Genomic DNA, 17,842 nt, shown 5'->3' with positions numbered 1-17,842 from the left:
CGGAGCGGACCGGCGGTCAGTCGGCGGCCATGGTGTTGAGAAAGCGTGCGGTGAGCGGGTGGCGCGGCTCGCGCAGCACCTGCTGGGCCGGGCCCTCCTCGACGATGGTGCCACCCGCGAGGAAGAGAATGCGGTCCGCCACATCGCCGGCGAACTGGAGCTGATGGGTGGAGATGATCATGGCGAGACCATCCTCCACCGCGAGGCGGCGGATCACCTCCAGCACCTCGCCCACCAGCTCAGGATCGAGCGCCGAAGTCGGCTCATCGAGCAGAAGCACGCTCGGTCCCGGTGCCACGGCGCGGGCGATGGCGACGCGCTGCTGCTGACCGCCGGAGAGATGGCGCGGCAGCGCATGGGCGCGGTGGGCGAGACCGACGCGCTCCAGCAATTCTTGCGCGCGCCGGTCGGCGTCGAGCCGGGTAAGGCCTTGCACCCAGCGTAGAGGCCCCGCGATGTTCTCCTTGGCTGTCAGGTGACCAAAGAGGTTAAATTGCTGGAACACCATGCCGACGCCGACGCTGGCGCGCATCTGCGCCACGCCGCGCGGCGAGAGCGCTCGCCCGGCCTCGTCGCTGCCGAGCCGGCGGCCGCCGACGCGAATGGCACCATCCTCCCAGCCCTCCAGCCGGTTGATGCAGCGCAGCAGGGTGGACTTGCCCGAGCCGCTGGGGCCGAGCAGCGCCACCACCTCGCCGGCGCGCACGGTAAGGTCGATGCCATCCAGCACGGTCTGGTTGCCATAGCGCTTGCGCAGCCCGGCGACCTCGACGGCGATGTTGTTACCGGCGATCCGGCGGGCGCGCGCCTCCCGATCGACCGGCACCACGGCCGCCCGCGGTGAGACCGGCGGAAGTGGATCGGCCGCCACATCGGCGAGTATCTCGGCAGCGACGTCTGGGGACGTCACCCCGGGGATGGCCGCCGGGGCCTCCGCGCGGCCCGGCATGAGCGCCCGCAGGAAGCGGCGCAGCTGCTCGCGCGGCGGCGGGCGGTCGAGGTCGAGCAGCATCTCGACGACGATCTGGATCACCGCCAGGGCCCCGGTGAGGATGAGATACATCAGCCCCGAGGCAAAAAAGATGGAGAAGAAATCGAAGGTGGCGGAGGCAAGCTGCGTCGAGCGCAGGGTCAGCTCCTGCACCGCGACGACCGAGGCGAGCGAGGAATTCTTCAGCGCGCTCACCGCCTCATTGCCAAGCGCCGGCACCATGGAGCGGATCGCCTGCGGCGCGATGACCCGGCGCATGATGGCGGCCGGCGTCATGCCGAGCGCCTGACCGGCGCTCACTTGCCCGCGATCGACGCCAATGACGTTGGAGCGCAGGATTTCGGCGATGAACGGCGCCTCGTTGAGCGCCAGGGCCAACCCCGCCGCCGAGATGGCCGTCAGCTTGATGCCGATCATCGGCAAGGCATTGTAGCAGAACACCATCTGCAGGATCAGCGGCGTGCCGCGGAAGATGATGGAGTAGCCGCGCGCGATGATGGCGAGCGTGCGGAATCGGCTGAGCTGCATCGCGGCGAGAACGACGCCCATCGCGAGACCGCCGAGAAGCCCCAGCACGGTGATCAGCAGCGTGTAGCCAACGCCGTCGATCAGATACGGCATGCTCAGATAGTGAAGGAAGAGATCCATCGGCCTTTCCGGGCTGTGGCACAGGGCGTGATGCCGACAAGGCCACGGGCGGCGCGTCCGCCCGTGGCCTCAACGCGGGGGCGTGTCAGTCCGCGAGGACGAGGGTCGGGCTCTCAAGCTGCTCGGCCGGAAGGTTCCACTTCTTCATCAGCTCGGCCTGAAGGCCGGTCTTCTGGATTTCGGTGAGCGCGGCCATCACCGCGTCACGGAAGGGAACATTGTTGCGCGGCACGGCAATGCCGACCGAGTAGGGCAGCGTCACCGCCGTCGCCTTCTCCAGCTTGTCCGGATAGGCCTTCACCGCGCCATCGACCGTGTTGACGTCGTTGATGTAGGTGTCGGCGCGCCCGGCGAGGATCGCCTGGATGCAGTTGGCGTTGTTATCGAAGAGCAGGATTTCCGGCGCCGGCTTGCCGGCCTTCTTGCACTCGGCTTCCAGCGCCTGGATCAGCGGCACCTCGACATAGCCGGTGTTCTCGGCCGCGACCGCGCCGCAGAGCGAGAGATTGATGCCGTCGATCTTCTTCGGGTTGCCCTTGGCGACCAGCACGCCGTCGAACACCTTGAGATAGGTGATGAAGTCCGCCGCCTTGGCGCGGTCCTTGGTGGCGTAGATGTCGGAGATGACGATGTCGGCCTGGCCGGCCTGCAACGTGGTCAGCAGGGCGGCGAAGGTCACCGCCTTGTAGGTGAGCTTGAAGCCGAGGCAGTCGCCGATCGCTTCGCCGAGGTCGATGTCGAAGCCGATATAGTTGGTCGGATCCTTCGGGTCGATGGTCTCATAGCCCGGCGTGTGCGGGTTGATGGCGTTGACCAGCGTCTTGCCCTTGAGCTCGGGATATTTGGCCTGCAGCGCGGCGCAGGCGGCCGGGGTCGCGGCCTGCGCCTTCTGCGGCAGGCCGGCGGCGAGACCGCCGGTGGCGAGCGCGAGACCCATGACGCCAAGGAGCGCCCCGCGCAGCCGGGCGGCGAGCGAGCCACCACGAGCACTGGAATGCGTGTCGAGATTGAGTGCCACTGAACCTTCTCCTCTGCTTCCGCGTGCGAATGGCGCGGCGGTCGGAACTGAGGAGCAAAGTGTCGCGCAGCGTGTCCGGGAAGACTTGTCTGCGGGCGCACCCATTGTTGGATGGGTGGCAGCCAAGATTGAGGCAGGCACTGCCTGTTCGGCGGGCAGGAGCCTGACGCGACCTCGGCACGAGCCTCGTCCTTGAGATCGGCTGCCAAGGCCCTTTCCCTACTCCGCCGCCAGCGCGAAGGAGCGGTCGAAGCCGCCGACGCGCTCGGCGATGTAATGCATGAAATCGTAGATCGGCCGCTCCAGATAGGAGAGATGGCCTGCCCGCGCGGTGTCCGCGCTCAGGCCCCGGAACACCTTTTCCGTGCAGCCGCGATCCTCGAGATTCACCATGTCGAGCAGCGACTTGAGGGTCGTCACATAGTCGTCGGCGCGTGGGTCCGCCATGAACTCCGGCGACAGGCCGCCGCCGAACAGGATCTCAACCTGACCGGGCCCGCGCGGGTGCAGCGAGAGATACCAGAAATAGCCCGGCGTCAGCGTGATCAGATGGCTGGGATAGAGCGCGAGCAGCGCGGTGGTCTTGCGCCAGCGGCCCTCAAGGCGCGTGTTGTCGGGATGCGCATTGCCAATGGCGAGCGAGGCTTCCTTGGTGATCCAGTGATAGTTGAACGCCGCGAGGCCGGGCGGGCACTCCATCTCCTCGAGCTTGGAATGGCCGCCCACCGTGTCGGCGTGGCAGACCGGCAGGTGGTAGCTCTCCATGAAATTCTCGGCGAGCACCTTCCAGTTGGTGTCCCAGACATGGGTCTCGCGGAAGCACTCGACATAGTTTTCCATCTGGTAGGGCGCGATCATCGCCTCCAGCCCGCCCAGGGCCGAGGCGACGCTCGGGCGGTCCTTGTCGAGGGTGATGTAGATCCAGCCGAGCCATTCCTCGCAGCGGATCGCGGGCAGCGCGTAGTCCTCCTTGCAGAAGCCCGTCGTCTCGCCCATGAACGGCGCCCCGCGCAGGCGGCCATCAAGGCCATAGGTCCAGGCGTGGTAGGGGCAGACGATCGCCCGCCGGTTGCCACTCCCTTCCAGCAGGGTGGACATGCGGTGCAGGCAGACATTGGAAAAGGCGCGCAGCCCCTCCTTGTCGCGCAGCACGACCACCGGCTGGCCGGCAAGCTCATAGGTGAGATAGTCGCCGACCTCGGCGAGCCGGCTGGAACGGCCGACGCAGACCCATTCCCTGGCGAAGATGGCCTCCATCTCGCGGGCGAGGAAATCGGCGCTCGTATAGACGCCCGGCGGCATGGCGCGGGCATCGGTGAAGGGCCGGCCGGCGGCTTCGAGCAGTTCGGCGACGGGCTGTATCAGCGACATGGCGGGCATCCTTGGCGTGCCGGGAGTGAAACGCGCCGTCCGCGGGGCCCGCGCGTCACCCGCCAGATTGCACCCGCTCTAAAAACGGTAAAAACTCATTCGTCCTGCGTTTGAGGCTTAAAGAATATGGTTCGCTACACGCTGCGCCAATGCGCCTATTTCCGGGCCATCGCCGAACAGGGTGGTATCGCGCAGGCCGCGCGGGCGCTGAACATCTCCCAACCCTCCGTCGCGCAGGCGCTCGACAAGCTGGAGGACGTGACCGGCCTCGTGCTGTTCGAGCGTCACCATGCGCGCGGGCTGACGCTGACCCTGCATGGCCGCATCTTTCTGGATCATGTGACCCGTCTGGAGCAGCAGGCGCAGCAGCTGGAGCGCGAGGCCGCCGCGCTGGCGGCGGAGGCGGCGGGCGAGATACGGCTCGGCGTGTTCTCGACGCTCGCACCCTTCTACGCCGCCGGCCTCATCCGGGGCTTCGCCGCGCTGGCGCCGGCCGTCATGGTGCGCCAACGCGAGATGCCGCTTGCCGACCTAGCGGACGCGCTGCGGGACGGGTCGATTGATCTCGCCCTCACCTATGATCGCGGCGGCGATCCGGCGGGGCTTTCCTTCACCGAACTCGCCGCGCTCCGCCCCTATGTGGTGCTGCCCACCGACCACCGGCTCGCTCACCGCGCCTCCCTCGACATCACCGAACTCGCGGACGAGCCCTATGTGATGCTCGACGGGCCGGGAAGCCGGGGCTATTTCGAGGATCTGCTGCAGGAGATCGGCATCAGCCCGCGCATCGCCTATGTCGCGACCTCGCTGGAGGCGGCGCGCAGCGCGGTGGGCGCCGGCTTCGGCTTCACCCTCCTGGTCATGCGCCCGCCCTCCCCGATCACCTATGACGGGAGCCGCGTGACGACACTGGAGATCGACAACCCGGTGCGCCCGCTGGGGGTCGTCCTCGCGGCGCGCGCGGGCGCGCATCGCGGCCGCATTCTCGAGCGCTTCACCGCCCATGCGGCCGCCTATGTCGCCGCCCGCCATCCGGCGAGGAGCGGGCCTTAGGCCGGCAGGACGACGACCTTGGTCTTCACCGGGGTTTCGTTATAGAGCTCGATCATATCTTGGCTGAGCAGACCGACGCAGCCGCTGGTGACGCCGGAGCCGATCGATTCCGGGTCGCTGGTCGCGTAGATCGTATAGAGCGTGTAGACGCCGTTCTGGTAGAGATGCAGCGTGCGCGCGCCGAGCGGGTTGTCGAGGCCGCCGGGCATGCCGCCGGCATATTTCGCCGCTTCCGGCTGGCGCTGGATCATCTCCTTGGGGGTGTCCAGGTCGCCCATTCGCTCTTGCGCCCGACATAGGCGTCACCGCTCCACAGGAAGCCGGCGCGACCGACATTCGCCCCGTAGCGGGTCGCCATGCCCTCCTCCTCGATCCGGTAGACATAGTAATTGGTGGGATCGACGATGATCGTGCCGGGGGCCTCCTCCGTCTCGTAGCGGACGGTGCGGCGGAAATATTTCGGATTGACCTTGGTGACATCGACCGCCGGGATCGGGAATTTCTCCTCCGGCACCGGGCCATAGACCTTGGCCGCCTCGGCGAGTGTCATGCCCTCCGGCTTGGCGCAGCCGGCGAGCCCCAGCGCACCGAGGCCGATGGCCGAGCCGGCGAGGAAGGAGCGGCGGCTGAGCATCACCGCCCGGTCGCGCCCCAGCGCGGCCCGCACACCGGCATTCTCACCGTTTCTGTCGATCATGTCGGACTTTTCCATGCGCGGCGGCCAACCGGAGACGCCTCTCCGGCAGGCAGCCTCTGGCCTCGTGCTGCGCTGGGATAACCGGCGGAAGGCCGGACTGGCAAGCAAACCCGCCCTCCGGCAAGCCCGTTCACTCAGCCGTGAGGTCATGCGCGCCCTGTTCCGATGCCCCGATACCGGCGGGCTGCGCGGCCCCCGCCGGGTGCTGGCGACGGGACGTCAGCCTCAGGGCATCAGCTTGAGCGCGTCCGCGAAGAAGTCCGGCCCACCGAAATTGCCGGACTTCAGCGCCAGCAGCATGTCCGGCTGCCCGGTGCCGGCGGTGCGCAGCACGGGAACGCCCGGCGCGATCTCCGGGCCGATGAGGAAGGCGGGGATGGCGAGGCGGTCGACGACGGCGCCGGAGGTCTCGCCGCCGGCGATGACCAGCCGCCGCACGCCCGCCGCCACCAGACCGGCGGCGATGGCCGACAGCGCCTGCTCGATGGCGTGTCCCGCCTTGTCGCGTCCATGCTTGGCCTGCAGCGCCGCGACGCTGTCCGGCGTCGCGCTGGTGGCGATCAGCACCGGGCCGGACGGCAGGCGCTCCAGCGCCCAGGCCAACGCAGGCGAAACCGGGTTGGGCGCGGTGATCAGTGCTTCGGGATCGAGACGCAGCACGGGCATCAAGGTCTCGGCACGGGCGATCTGTTCGAGCGTCGCCTGCGAGCAACTGCCGGCGAGGCAGGCTGCGGGACCGCCGATCGGCTCGCCCAGAGCCCCGCTTGCCGGCGCGCCGGCGGCGCCCCTGCCGGAGGCGAGCAGCGCCTGCGCCAGGCCGAGCCCGAAGCCGGAGGCCCCGACAGAGACCTTCTGGCCGAGCGCCGCATGGCCAATGGCTTCGAGGTTGCTGTCCTCCACCACATCGACAATGGCCGCGCCCGCGTCGCCGGCGGCAAGCTCCGCCAGCCGGGCCGCAATGGCGCCGGCCCCCTTCTGCACGACGGCAAGATCGACAAGCCCGACCGCCGAGGCGCTCTGGCGGGCGAGAACGCGCACCAGATTGGCGTCCCGCATCGGGTTGAGCGGGTGATCCTTCAACGGGCTCTCGTTCAGCGGCACGGAGCCGACGAACAGATTGCCCTGGTAGACGGTGCGCCGGTTCTGCGGGAAGGCCGGCGTGACAAGGACGATGGCGTCACCGGAATCGGCACGCAGCGCGTCCATCACCGGGCCGATATTGCCGGCATCGGTGGAATCGAAGGTGGAGCAGATCTTGAACAGCACATGGCAGGCGCCGCGCGCGCGCAGCCAGCGGTCGGCCGCGCGCGAGGCCGCGACGGCCTTCGACGCCTCGATCGACCGGCTCTTCAGCGCCACGACGATGGCATCGACCTCCGGCAGGACGAGATCATCCGCCGGCACGCCAATGGTCTGCACCGTCCGCAGGCCGGCCAGAGTAAGCGTGTTGGCGAGGTCCGACGCGCCGGTGTAGTCGTCCGCGATGCAGCCAAGGGCGAGGGTCATTTGCGACTCCGTGCGTAAGGGGCGAACCAGCTCAGGCCGGCGACGGTGCCGGCGCGCGGGTTGTATTCACAGCCGATGAATCCGTCATAGCCGAGCCGGTCGAGTTGCTCGAACAGAAAAGCGTCGTTCAGCTCGCCCGAGCCCGGCTCATGGCGCTCCGGCACGCTGGCGATCTGGACATGGCCGGTGATCGGCATCAGCCGCTCCAGCGCGACCGTCACGTCGCCATGCATGATCTGGCGGTGATAGAGGTCGAATTGCAGCTTCAGGTTCGGCAGCGCCAGCTCCGCGATCAGCGCGGCCGCGTCGTTGAAGTCGTTGAGGAAGTAGCCCGGCATGTTGCGGCCGTTGATCGGCTCGAGCACGAGGTCGATCCCCTGCTCGGCGAGCCGGCCGGCGGCATGGATCACCGCGCGGCGATAGGCGGCGCAGGCCTCGGGGGCGTGGCGATCGGCTAGACCCGCCATGAGGTGCAGCCGCTTCACCTGCGTCGCCTGCGCATAGACCAGCGCGGTCTCGACGCTAGCCTCCAGCTCCTTGAAGCGCTCGGGCAGCGCCGCGAGGCCACGCTCGCCCGCCGCCCAGTCGCCCGGCGGCAGGTTGAATAGCGCCTGCGTCAGGCCATTGCGGGCGAGCCGCTCGGCAATCGCCTCGGGCGGGTACTCGTAGGGAAAGAGATACTCCACCGCGGTGAAGCCCGCCTCGGCCGCCGCGTCGAAGCGGTCGAGGAAAGCCCATTCGGTGAACATCATCGAGAGGTTGGCGGCGAAACGGGGCATCGGAGGAACCTTGCCTGTGTCAGCGCGACGTGTCGCCGGGAAGCGCCGTCCCGGTGACCTGAGCATAGAGGCGCGCGACGGAGGCGTCGTCGTCGCGGCCCATGCCGGCGGCCGAGGTCATCAGGAACATCTGCAGCGCGGCAGCGGACACCGGCACCGGGAACTTCGCACCGCGCGCCATGTCCTGGATGATGCCGAGATCCTTGACGAAGATGTCGACCGCGCTGCGCGGGGTGTAATCGCCGTCGAGCACATGCGGCATGCGGTTCTCGAACATCCAGGAATTGCCGGCGGACTGGGTGATGACCTCATAGACCTTGGCAATGTCCAGCCCCTGCCGGGCGGCGAAGGCGATGGCCTCGCAGGCGGCGGCGATGTGCACGCCGGCGAGCAGCTGATTGATCATCTTGAAGGCCGCGCCGTGCCCGGCGGCATCGCCCAGCTCATAGAGCTTGGCGGCCATCGCATCGAGCGCGGGGCGCGCGCGGGTGAAGGCGGCGGGCGTGCCGGAAGCGAGGATGGTGAGCTCGCCATTGGCCGCACGCTGGGCGCCGCCGCTGATCGGCGCGTCGAGATAGAGGCGGCCGGTCGCCTCAAGCTTCGCGGCGAGCGCGCGGGCGATCTCCGGGTCCATGGTGGCGGAGGACACGAAGACGCTGCCGGCCGGCAGCGTTTCCGCGACGCCTCCGGCACCGAACAGGATCGCCTCAGTCTGAGCGGCGTTCACCACCACCGACACCACGACATCAGCCCCGGCGGCCGCTTCAGCCGGCGTGCGGGCGCCCCGTCCGCCCTCGGCGACGAAGCGCTCCACAGAAGCCGCGCTGACATCGCAACCTGTCACATCGAAGCCGGCCCGCCGGAGCGAGGTGGCCATACCGAAGCCCATGGATCCGAGGCCGATCACCGCGACGCGGAGCGGCACGGCGGCGGGGGTGGAGCCGGCCGCTTCAGCCGGCGCGGAAGGAGCGAATCCGTCGGTCACGATGAGATCCTCGCGAAGTGCAGGAAGAGGAAATACAGGGAAGGATCGGAGCCCACCGGGGTCGGGCGAGCCCCGCTCGATCAGCGGTTGACGAGCTTGGCGGGCGTGCTCAGCACGGCGATGACGCCGATGACAAGGAAGCCGGCCAGCACATACATCCCGACCTGCGTCGAGCCGGTGAAGTCCTTCAGGAAGCCGATCAGATAGGGGCTCACGAAGCCCGCCAGATTGCCGACCGAATTGATGAAGGCAATGCCCGCCGCGGCCGCCGTGCCCGAGAGGAACGCCGTCGGCAGCGACCAGAACAGCGGCGCGCAGGTGATGACGCCGGCCGCCGCCACCGAGAGGCTGGCGATCGCGATCACCGTGCTGCTCGACGTCGCCGCGACGATGAAGCCGATCGCCCCCAGCGTGGCCGGAATGATGAGATGCCAGCGCCGCTCGCGGTGATGATCGGCGCTGCGGCCGACCAGGATCATGGTCACCACGGCGCACAGGAAGGGAATGGCGCTGATGAGGCCAATGTTGAAATTGCCCACCACGCCCGTCGCCTTCACCAGCGTCGGCAGCCAGAAGGTCAGCGCATACTGCCCGGTGACGAAGGAGAAATAGATCAGGCACATCAGCCAGACGCGCCCGTCGGTGAACACGGCGCCGACCGACGGCGGCGTCGCCTTGGTGCGCGCGTCCTCGGCGACTTCCTTCTCAAGCAGCTGCTTCTCCTCCTCGGAGAGCCACTTCGCGCCGCGGATGCTGTTGTCGAGCCAGAAATAGACCGCGATGCCGAGCAGGACGGCCGGGATCGCCTCGATCAGGAACATCCACTGCCAGCCGGCCATGCCGCCATTGTCATGGAAGGCGTCCATGATCCAGCCAGAGAGCGGATTGCCGAAAATGCCGGAGATCGGGATCGCCGACATGAATACGGCGATGATCTTCGCGCGGCGGTGCGAGGGATACCAATAGGTCAAATAGAGGATGATGCCCGGGTAGAAGCCGGCCTCGGCCACGCCCAACAGGAAGCGCAGCACATAGAACATCGGCGCGCTGGTCACGAACATGAAGCAGGCCGAGAGGATGCCCCAGGACACCATGATCCGGGCGATCCACACGCGGGCGCCGATCTTGTGCAGCAGAATGTTGCTCGGCACCTCGAAAAGGAAATAGCCGAGGAAGAAGATGCCGGCGCCGAAGCCAAAGACAGTCTCGCTGAACCCCAGATCCTGCGACATCTGCAGCTTGGCAAAGCCGACATTGACGCGGTCGAGATAGGCAATGACGTAGCAGAGCATCAGGAACGGAACGATCCGCCAGAAGACCTTGCCATAGGCCCGCTTCTCGAGATCGCGCTGGTCCAGGCCCGCGCTGGCGAGCGCTTGCGTCGTGGCGTTCATGGTTCACTCCCCAGGAGCCGCGGGCGATCACATGCCGCCCGTAAGAGCCAAAACCGGACCGCTTGACGCGGACTTCTTCCATGCGATGACATTTGGCAGCGCTTCCATTTTGCAGTATCAACAATTGGCAGCGCTGCCAACAGGATTTTTCGTGGAACTGTCATGGACGGATGGCGCCTCGGCGCGGCTCGAAGGTCCGGCCGGGATCGTGCTACGACCATGTCCGCTCGTGGGGCGATGGCCCGTGCGGGAACGGGGACGGACGATGACCGATGACGATGCGCGCCTGACCGCAAGGCCTTCTGCTGCCGTGACCCTCAGCGACGTGGCGCGCGAAGCCCGGGTCGGCGAAAGCACCGCTTCGCGCGTGCTGCGCAGCCAGGGCTCGTTCTCGGAAAAGACCCGCAAGCGGGTGGCGGAAGCCGCCGAGCGGCTCGGCTACACACCCAATCGCATCGCCGGCACGCTGGCCTCGACCGGCTCGCGGCTGATCGGCATCGTCGTGCCATCCTTCGCCAATATCGTGTTTTCCGACGTGCTGAGCGGCGCCAACCGGGCGCTTGATGCGGCGGGCTTCCAGTCGGTCATCGGTCTCAGCGAGTACCAGCAGGAGCGCGAGGAACACATTGTTCGCTCGCTGCTGTCCTGGCGTCCCGCCGGACTGATCCTCGCCGGCCTCGAGCACAGCCCCGCCACGACGGCGATGCTGCGCAACAGTGGCGTACGCATCGCCGAACTGCTGGACATCGACGGCGAGGGCATCGACATCGTCGTGGGCTTTTCCAACGTGCAGGCCGGCCGCGCCAGCGCCGCGTTCCTGCTGTCGCGCGGCTACCGCAACATCGGCTATGTCGGCCACGATCTCGAACGCGACCGCCGCGCGGCCAAGCGATTCGCCGGCTTCTCCGCGGCCCTCGCCGAGCAGGGCATCTCTTTGGCCGATCATGACATCTCCCCCGCCCCATCCTCGGTGGAGGCCGGGCAGGCCGGGTTGACGCGCCTGCTGGAGCGGGGCACACGCCTCGACGCGGTGTACTTCTCCAATGACGACATGGCGCTGGGCGGCTATTTCCTGTGCCAGTCGAAAGGCATCGCCATTCCCGAGAAACTGGCGCTGTTCGGCTATAACGGCCTCGACATCGCCCGATTCACCCCGCTGCCGCTGTCGACCATCCGCACGCCGCGCCTGAAGATCGGCGAGACCGGCGCGCATCTCATCGCCACGGGCGCGCCACCCCAGACGGTCGATCTGGGCTTCGAGCTCATCGAAGGCGCGACGGCATGACCGACACACACCTCTCCCCTGCCCCGAGGCCCCATCATGACTGACGCCAAGCTCCGCGATGACATTTGCCGCTTCGGGCGCTCGCTGTTCGAGCGCGGGCTAACGCCCGGCTCCTCCGGCAATATCAGCCTGCGGCTCGATGATGGCGGCTGGCTGGTGACGCCGACCAACGCCTCGCTCGGCTTCCTCGACCCGGCGCGGATCACCCGGCTCGATGCGCAGGGACGCTTGGTCTCAGGCGATGCGCCGACGAAGGAGATTCCGCTGCACGCGGCCCTCTATGAGACGCGCACGAGCGCGCGCGCTATCGTCCATCTGCATTCCAGCCACTCGGTGGCGCTGTCGATGCTGCCCGAGATCGACCCGAAGGCGGTGCTGCCGCCGATGACGCCGTATTATCTGATGCGGGCCGGGCAGACCGCGCTCGTGCCCTATTACCGGCCGGGCGACCCGGCGGTGGCCGACGCTATTCGCGGCCTCGCGGGACGTTATTCCTCCGTGCTGCTGGCCAATCACGGCCCGGTCGTCGCCGGCGAGACGCTGGAAGCAGCCGTCTTCGCGACCGAGGAACTCGAGGAAACCGCCAAGCTCTATCTGCTGCTGCGCGGCCTCAACCCGCGCTACCTCTCCCCCGAGCAAGTCGCCGACCTCACCCGCGTCTTCGGCCTCACGCTGCCGCAGGACGACCATGGGCACGATCATGACCACAGCCACGATCACGGGTGAGGCCTCGTCTGCTCCATGTCTTTGATATGGACTCCGGGGCGCCGACATCGCCGGATATCAGCGCCCGCGAGCCTGAGAGTGCTGCTCAAGGCGTCTGGGCGCCGCGCGCATTGACGTGGACGGCATAGAGCGAGGTGGTGGCGGCGATGAACAGCCGGTTCCGCTTCGGCCCGCCAAAGGTGATGTTGGCCACCGCCTCGGGGATCAAAATCTTGCCGAGCAGATCGCCGACGGGATCGTAGCAATGAACCCCGTCGCCGGCGCACACCCAGAGATTGCCCTCTGTATCGAAGCGGATGCCGTCGGGAATGCCGGGGTCAATCTCGGCGAACACCTCTCCGCCGGTGACGCGATTGTCCGGCGAGACAGCGAAGCGGCGGACATGGTGGGGCTTTTCCGCGCCGTGCGACCGGCCGGAATCGGCGATGAGCAGGTGCTGCTCGTCGGGCGTGAAAGCAAGGCCGTTCGGCTTGTCGAAATCATCGGCGACAATGGCGAGGCTGCAATCGCGGGGATCGACGCGATAGACGTTGCAGCGCCCGATCTCGCTCTCGGCCTTGTTGCCCTCGTAGTCGGTGAGGATGCCATAGGGCGGATCGGTGAACCAGATCGTGCCGTCCGACTTCACGACGACATCGTTGGGAGAGTTTAGACGCTTTCCCTCATAGCGGTCCGCGAGGACGGTGATCGAGCCATCCCACTCCGTGCGCGTGACGCGCCGTCCTCCATGCTCGCAGCTGACCAGCCGCCCCTGGCGGTCGCGCGTATGGCCATTGGTGTGGTTGGCCGGAAAACGGAACGTCGCGACGGTGTTCGTCAGTTCGTCCCAACGCAGGATCCGGTCATTGGGAATGTCGCTGAACAGCAGGAAGCGGCCATCCGCGAAATAGACCGGCCCTTCCGCCCAGAGGGTGCCGGTATAGAGCTTCTCAAGCTGACAAACCGGGATGATGAAGCGGGTGAAGCGGCGGTCCACCACCTCGAAATAGGACATCTGGCGTTCTCCCAAGCGCGTCGCTTTGGACGCGTGTTCTGGATGTCGGGGGCTCTCTGCGGAACCCTCACGATGTCTGGCCGCGAACGGCCCAATAATAGGTTTCCACATCCTGCAGATGCTGGCGCATCGTCGCCTCGGCGCGGTCGGGATCGTGAGAGGCGATCGCGGCGAAAATCGCCTCATGGCAGGCGCGGGCGGCAGCAAGGGCCCGCGGATCCTTCAGCGAGGTGTGACGCTGGTCCTGAAGCAGTTCCAGCACCCCCTCATAGAGCGCGTTGATGACCGGGTTGCCGGCGACGCGCGCCACCGCGAAGTGGAACGAATCGTCCGTCTGCACGAAGCTGGGAATGTCGGTACTGGCAAGATTGGCGGCCAATAGCTCGCGCAGCTCCGCGATCTGAGCGTCATTCGCGTTGCGCGCCGCCTCGCGGGCGAGTGCCACCTCGACCAGCAGGCGCGTCTGCTGAAAGAGTTGCACCCCCTGCGGCTGTGAGAGCAGGAAGCGGGCGGCACCGGAGAGCTGGTCCAGAATGTCCTTCGGATCGGGCTCCGTGACCCGCGCCCGCTCTCCACCACTGACCGAGATCAGCCCCTTCTTGTTCAGCCAGAGCAGCGCCTCGCGCACGGCCGGCCGCCCGACCTGAAAGCGCTCCATCAGGTCGCGCTCCGACGGCAGCGCGTCCCCGACCTTGAGTTCGCCCGAATAGATCATCTGCGCGAGATGTTCGGCGACCTGGTCGAAGAGGCGATGCCGCTTGATGGCGTGGATGGGCGGTCGGGTCATGCGGTTCGATTCCGTTCAGTTCGGGCGGCAGCGAGTGTGCCTGCGTTCGGCATACAACCAAAGCGGCACACATCGCCGCCCCTCTGCAGAGGCTGCGCGACTATCGTCCCAGCTCTTCGCGCAGCCGGGCCTTGGTCGCAACCAGGGCATCGAGCCAGCGGTCGCGCCACAAACGACGCTCCGGCAGCGCCGAAGCCGCCGTCGCCTGCCGACGCTCGGCCTCGATCGTGCCGACCAGCGGCGCGCTCCATTCCCTAGGATCCGCCTGCTCCTTGGCGAGGCCGTAATACATCGGGCCAAGGTTGCGGCAGTACTCGGCAACACCGGTGGCGGCATTCAGATCGATGGTCTCGAAGGGGCCCATGAAGAACCAGCGTAGCCCCAGTCCATCGGCCACAGCCTTGTCCACATCGCCAGCCGAGACGATGCCGTCCTCGACGAGACGAAAGGCTTCGCCCAGCAGCGCGCTTTGCAGGCGGTTGACCACGAAACCGTTGATCTCCCGGCTCAGCCGGATCGGTGCCTGACCGACCGCCGTCATCAGGTTCCCGGCGGTGTCCAGAGCCTCCGCACTGGTCCATGGCGCGGGCACCAGTTCGACCAGCGGAATGAGGTGCGGCGGGTTGATCGGGTGGACGACGAGGCAACGCTCTCGCGTCGCCAGCGCCTCGGTGAAGGACGAGGCTGGCAGACCGGAAGTCGAGCTGCCAATCACCACGCCGGGCGCCACAAGGCGATCCAACTGCGCGTAGAGGGCCTGCTTGATCGGCAGGCGCTCCGGCGCGCTCTCCTGCACATAGTCGGCACCGGCGACGGCCTCCTCCAGCGTTCCGGCCGTCGCGATGCGCGACAGGATAGTGCCAGCGTGAGGATTGCCTTCGAGCGATGCCTTTACGAAGGCGAGGGTGCCCTTCGCCGCGTCGGGCGAAGGATCATGAACCACGACAGCATGGCCGGCGCGCGCGAAGACGAGCGCCCAGGACGAACCGACGACGCCGCAGCCGATAATGGCGACACGAGACATGGCGAACTCCTTTTCGGGGCGGCGGCCGCCCTTAGGAACAGGGCGGGTGATCAGGACGACGCCGCGACAGCGGCCTTGCGCCGCCGAATGGCGGCGTAGACGGAGAGGCTGACCGCGAGGATCAGAATGCCGCCATTGAAGAAGTACTCGACGTAGAAGGCCGCCCCGAGTTGCTGCACGCCGGAGAAGGAGAAGGCGAGAACCAGCACGGCGAGCACGGTGCCCACCACATTCACCCGGCCCGGCTTGATCGAAGTGGCACCAAGCAGCACGCCGGCAAAGGCCGGAAGCAGATATTCAGGCCCCACGGAGGGGGTCGCCGCGCGAAGGATGGAAGCCAGGAGAATGCCCGCCAGCGCGCAGAGGAAGCCGGAGCCCACAAAGGCGCCCGCCACATAGTCGGGGACGGCAAGGCCGGAGAGCTCGGCGGCACGAGGGTTCGAGCCAATGACGTAGAGGCTGCGCCCGACCGGCATCCGCTCGAGCAGCACCCAAAGCAGCACTGCGACGACCGTGACGTAGAGCGCGGTAATCGGCACGCCATGCAGGGAGCCGGTCAGGCCGGTGAAGCTGTCGGGGAGGCTGAAGCCGGGAATCTGCTGCCCGTCCGTGTACCAGTTGGACACGCCATAGAGCAGCGACCCGACGCCCATCGTGGCGATGAAGGCATCGATCTTGAGCCGCGCGACGAGAATGCCGTTGGCGAGCCCGATGGCGAGCCCGGTCACCATCACGATCGCCGCCGCCACCGGCCAGGACATGCCGGCATTCACCTGCAGGCCGATCATCAGCACATGGGCGAGGCCGATATGGTAGCCCACCGACATGTCGAAGCGTCCGGTGGTCAGCGGCAGCATGACCGCAAAGGCCAGCAGCGCCGTGATCGACTGGCTGGTCAACAGATTGCCGATGTTGCCGACGGACAGGAATGTCGTGGGCCTCAGCGTCGCGAAGGTCACGATCACCAGCACGAAGACGATGAGCAGGCCATAGTTCGAGACGAATTCGGACAGCGCCTTGAACAGGCGCGCATGGGTTGCCGGGACCACGAGGCTATCCTCCGGAAGCGGGGGCAAGGGCGCAGGCGGCGCCCAGAGTGGAAAGGGCGATCAGTCCATCGACCGTCAGACGCTCGCCGGTGAGTTCGCCCGCCGCGCGGCCACGATCAATGACGAGCGCGCGGTCGCACAGGGTGGCGACTTCCTCGAGATCGGAGGAGATGACGAGAATGGCGCGTCCACTGGCGGCCGCGTCGCGCAGCATGGCGTGGATGGCGATCTTGGCACCGATATCCACGCCGGCGGTCGGCTCCTCCAGGATCACCACCCGCGCATTGGCTTCCAACCAGCGGGCAAGGCAGACCTTTTGCTGGTTGCCGCCGCTGAGCCAGTCGATGAGCGCCGCTTCGTTGCGCGGGCGGACATCGAAATGATTGAGCCGTGCCCGTGCGTTGCGCCGCTCGGTGTCCGGGCGGGTGAGGCTGAAAGGCGAGCGCCCGCATATGTGCGGGTTGGGGAACAGGTTCTCCATCAGGGTCATGCCGGGGAAGGTGCTTTCGCTGGTTCGATCCCCGGCGAGCAGCGCAATGCCGGCCGCTATCCGGTCGGCGATGCGCTCATCGGGCGGCAAGGGCCGGTCACCCAGCGTGATCGTGCCGGAATCCGCTCGCATCGCGCCGAAAATGGTGCGCCCGACCGCCTCCTGGCCGCCGCCCCGCAGACCCACGAGCCCCAGGACTTCGCCCGGCCTCAGCGTGAAATCCAGCGGCCCGCGACGGCCAACCACCAGCTTCTCGACCGCCAGCACGGGCGGCACCTCTGCGACCGGCGTGTGGACCCGATGCGTGAGATCGACCGCGCGCCCCAGCATGTGCTCGACGATATCGCCGCCGGTGATCTCATCCATCCGCGCCGTATGCACACGGGCACCGTCCCGAAAGACAGTGACGCGGTCCGCAAGGCCGAACAGCTCATGCAGCCGGTGCGAGACATAGATGATGCTCGCCCCCTGCTCGCGCATGCGCCGCATCGCGTCGAACAGCCGGTGGGCGTCCTGCTCCGGCAAGGCGGCGGTGGGCTCGTCGAGCACCAGCACCTTCGGCGTGCGGGTCAGGGTGCGGACGATGTTCAGGATCGCCTTCTCCGGCGTCGAGAGCGTTGCGACGAGGCGGCGCGGGTCGACGGGAGGAAGCCGCATCGTCTCATAGATCGCGGTCGTCTGGTCGGTGACCCCGCGCCAGTCAATAAGGCCGCGCCTGCGGGGATAGCCGGCGATCAGCGCGATGTTCTCGGCCACGCTGAGATCATCGACCAGAGCGGGATCCTGATGCACGAAGGCTAGTGGCAGCGACTGCGTGCGCGGGTCCACCGGCACGCCGTCCAGCACGATCTCCCCCTCGTCGGCGGCGTAAACGCCCGCCAGGATCTTGATGAAGGTCGATTTGCCCGCGCCGTTCTCCCCGACCAGCGCGTGGATCTCGCCCTTGGCGAGCGAAAAGGACGCATGGTTGAGCGCGAGCGCCCCGTAAAATCTCTTGTTGAGCCCGCGCACGTCCAGCAGCGGCAAAGCATCGGTCATTGTTGGG

General features: G+C 67.3%; 15 protein-coding genes and 1 pseudogene. 3 read left to right on the top strand and 13 right to left on the bottom strand.

The features are described from left to right. Nucleotides 1–16 precede the first annotated feature (16 nt). The 3 genes from OU996_RS10125 to OU996_RS10115 form a co-directional block, all read right to left on the bottom strand. A complete protein-coding gene (locus OU996_RS10125; RefSeq protein ID WP_267585466.1) occupies nucleotides 17–1,639 on the bottom strand; it encodes an amino acid ABC transporter permease/ATP-binding protein in 1,623 nt (540 codons plus the stop codon). Between the two features lie 85 nt (nucleotides 1,640–1,724). Continuing rightward, nucleotides 1,725–2,576: an ABC transporter substrate-binding protein gene (locus OU996_RS10120; protein ID WP_267585671.1), complete on the bottom strand. Its 852-nt coding sequence runs from the start codon at nucleotides 2,574–2,576 to the stop codon at nucleotides 1,725–1,727. Nucleotides 2,577–2,876: 300 nt separating this feature from the next. Next, nucleotides 2,877–4,028, bottom strand: a complete 1,152-nt coding sequence (locus tag OU996_RS10115; protein WP_267585465.1) for an aromatic ring-hydroxylating oxygenase subunit alpha — start codon at nucleotides 4,026–4,028, stop codon at nucleotides 2,877–2,879. A 126-nt stretch (nucleotides 4,029–4,154) separates the two neighbouring features. Between OU996_RS10115 and OU996_RS10110 the strand changes: the two genes are divergently transcribed. Continuing rightward, entirely contained in the window at nucleotides 4,155–5,081 is a 927-nt protein-coding gene (locus tag OU996_RS10110) for a LysR family transcriptional regulator (protein ID WP_267585464.1), read from the top strand. On the opposite strand, the pseudogene OU996_RS10105 reads toward OU996_RS10110, so the two are convergent. The 5 genes and pseudogenes from OU996_RS10105 to OU996_RS10085 all read right to left on the bottom strand — a co-directional run bounded on the left by OU996_RS10105 (nucleotide 5,078) and on the right by OU996_RS10085 (nucleotide 10,442). Then, nucleotides 5,078–5,778: pseudogene (locus OU996_RS10105) on the bottom strand (L,D-transpeptidase family protein). The gene OU996_RS10110 and the pseudogene OU996_RS10105 overlap by 4 nt on opposite strands. Before the next feature lie 225 nt (nucleotides 5,779–6,003). After that, a complete protein-coding gene (otnK, locus tag OU996_RS10100) occupies nucleotides 6,004–7,284 on the bottom strand; it encodes a 3-oxo-tetronate kinase (protein WP_267585463.1) in 1,281 nt (426 codons plus the stop codon). After that, nucleotides 7,281–8,063 carry a 2-oxo-tetronate isomerase gene (otnI, locus tag OU996_RS10095; RefSeq protein WP_267585462.1) on the bottom strand — a complete coding sequence of 261 codons (783 nt, stop codon included), beginning with the start codon at nucleotides 8,061–8,063 and terminating at the stop codon, nucleotides 7,281–7,283. Before otnI ends, otnK begins: the two co-directional genes overlap by 4 nt. 19 nt (nucleotides 8,064–8,082) lie before the next feature. Continuing rightward, a complete protein-coding gene (gene ltnD, locus OU996_RS10090) occupies nucleotides 8,083–8,988 on the bottom strand; it encodes an L-threonate dehydrogenase (protein ID WP_267585670.1) in 906 nt (301 codons plus the stop codon). 140 nt (nucleotides 8,989–9,128) lie between these two features. Next, nucleotides 9,129–10,442, bottom strand: coding sequence for an MFS transporter (locus tag OU996_RS10085; protein WP_267585461.1), 1,314 nt, complete (start codon nucleotides 10,440–10,442; stop codon nucleotides 9,129–9,131). A gap of 286 nt (nucleotides 10,443–10,728) precedes the next feature. Between OU996_RS10085 and OU996_RS10080 the strand changes: the two genes are divergently transcribed. After that, on the top strand, nucleotides 10,729–11,727 hold the full coding sequence (locus tag OU996_RS10080) for a LacI family DNA-binding transcriptional regulator (RefSeq protein WP_420712756.1): 999 nt from the start codon (nucleotides 10,729–10,731) through the stop codon (nucleotides 11,725–11,727). Between the two features lie 36 nt (nucleotides 11,728–11,763). Next, nucleotides 11,764–12,453, top strand: coding sequence for an aldolase (locus tag OU996_RS10075; RefSeq protein ID WP_267585460.1), 690 nt, complete (start codon nucleotides 11,764–11,766; stop codon nucleotides 12,451–12,453). 85 nt (nucleotides 12,454–12,538) lie between these two features. Here OU996_RS10075 and OU996_RS10070 read toward each other — a convergent pair whose 3' ends face one another. The 5 genes from OU996_RS10070 to OU996_RS10050 all read right to left on the bottom strand — a co-directional run bounded on the left by OU996_RS10070 (nucleotide 12,539) and on the right by OU996_RS10050 (nucleotide 17,835). Continuing rightward, a complete protein-coding gene (locus OU996_RS10070) occupies nucleotides 12,539–13,447 on the bottom strand; it encodes an SMP-30/gluconolactonase/LRE family protein (protein ID WP_267585459.1) in 909 nt (302 codons plus the stop codon). A gap of 67 nt (nucleotides 13,448–13,514) precedes the next feature. Beyond that, nucleotides 13,515–14,234, bottom strand: a complete 720-nt coding sequence (locus OU996_RS10065) for an FCD domain-containing protein (RefSeq protein WP_267585458.1) — start codon at nucleotides 14,232–14,234, stop codon at nucleotides 13,515–13,517. 100 nt (nucleotides 14,235–14,334) lie between these two features. Beyond that, nucleotides 14,335–15,258 carry a 3-hydroxyacyl-CoA dehydrogenase gene (locus OU996_RS10060; protein ID WP_267585457.1) on the bottom strand — a complete coding sequence of 308 codons (924 nt, stop codon included), beginning with the start codon at nucleotides 15,256–15,258 and terminating at the stop codon, nucleotides 14,335–14,337. A gap of 50 nt (nucleotides 15,259–15,308) precedes the next feature. Next, nucleotides 15,309–16,307 carry an ABC transporter permease gene (locus OU996_RS10055; protein WP_267585456.1) on the bottom strand — a complete coding sequence of 333 codons (999 nt, stop codon included), beginning with the start codon at nucleotides 16,305–16,307 and terminating at the stop codon, nucleotides 15,309–15,311. Between the two features lie 4 nt (nucleotides 16,308–16,311). Next, a complete protein-coding gene (locus tag OU996_RS10050) occupies nucleotides 16,312–17,835 on the bottom strand; it encodes a sugar ABC transporter ATP-binding protein (RefSeq protein ID WP_267585455.1) in 1,524 nt (507 codons plus the stop codon). Nucleotides 17,836–17,842 lie beyond the last annotated feature (7 nt).

Origin of the sequence: Ancylobacter sp. SL191 (genome assembly GCF_026625645.1) — a bacterium.
Lineage (GTDB): Bacteria > Pseudomonadota > Alphaproteobacteria > Rhizobiales > Xanthobacteraceae > Ancylobacter.
Note: the sequence above shows the minus strand (reverse complement) of the source record. Positions and strands in the feature narration are given on the sequence as shown.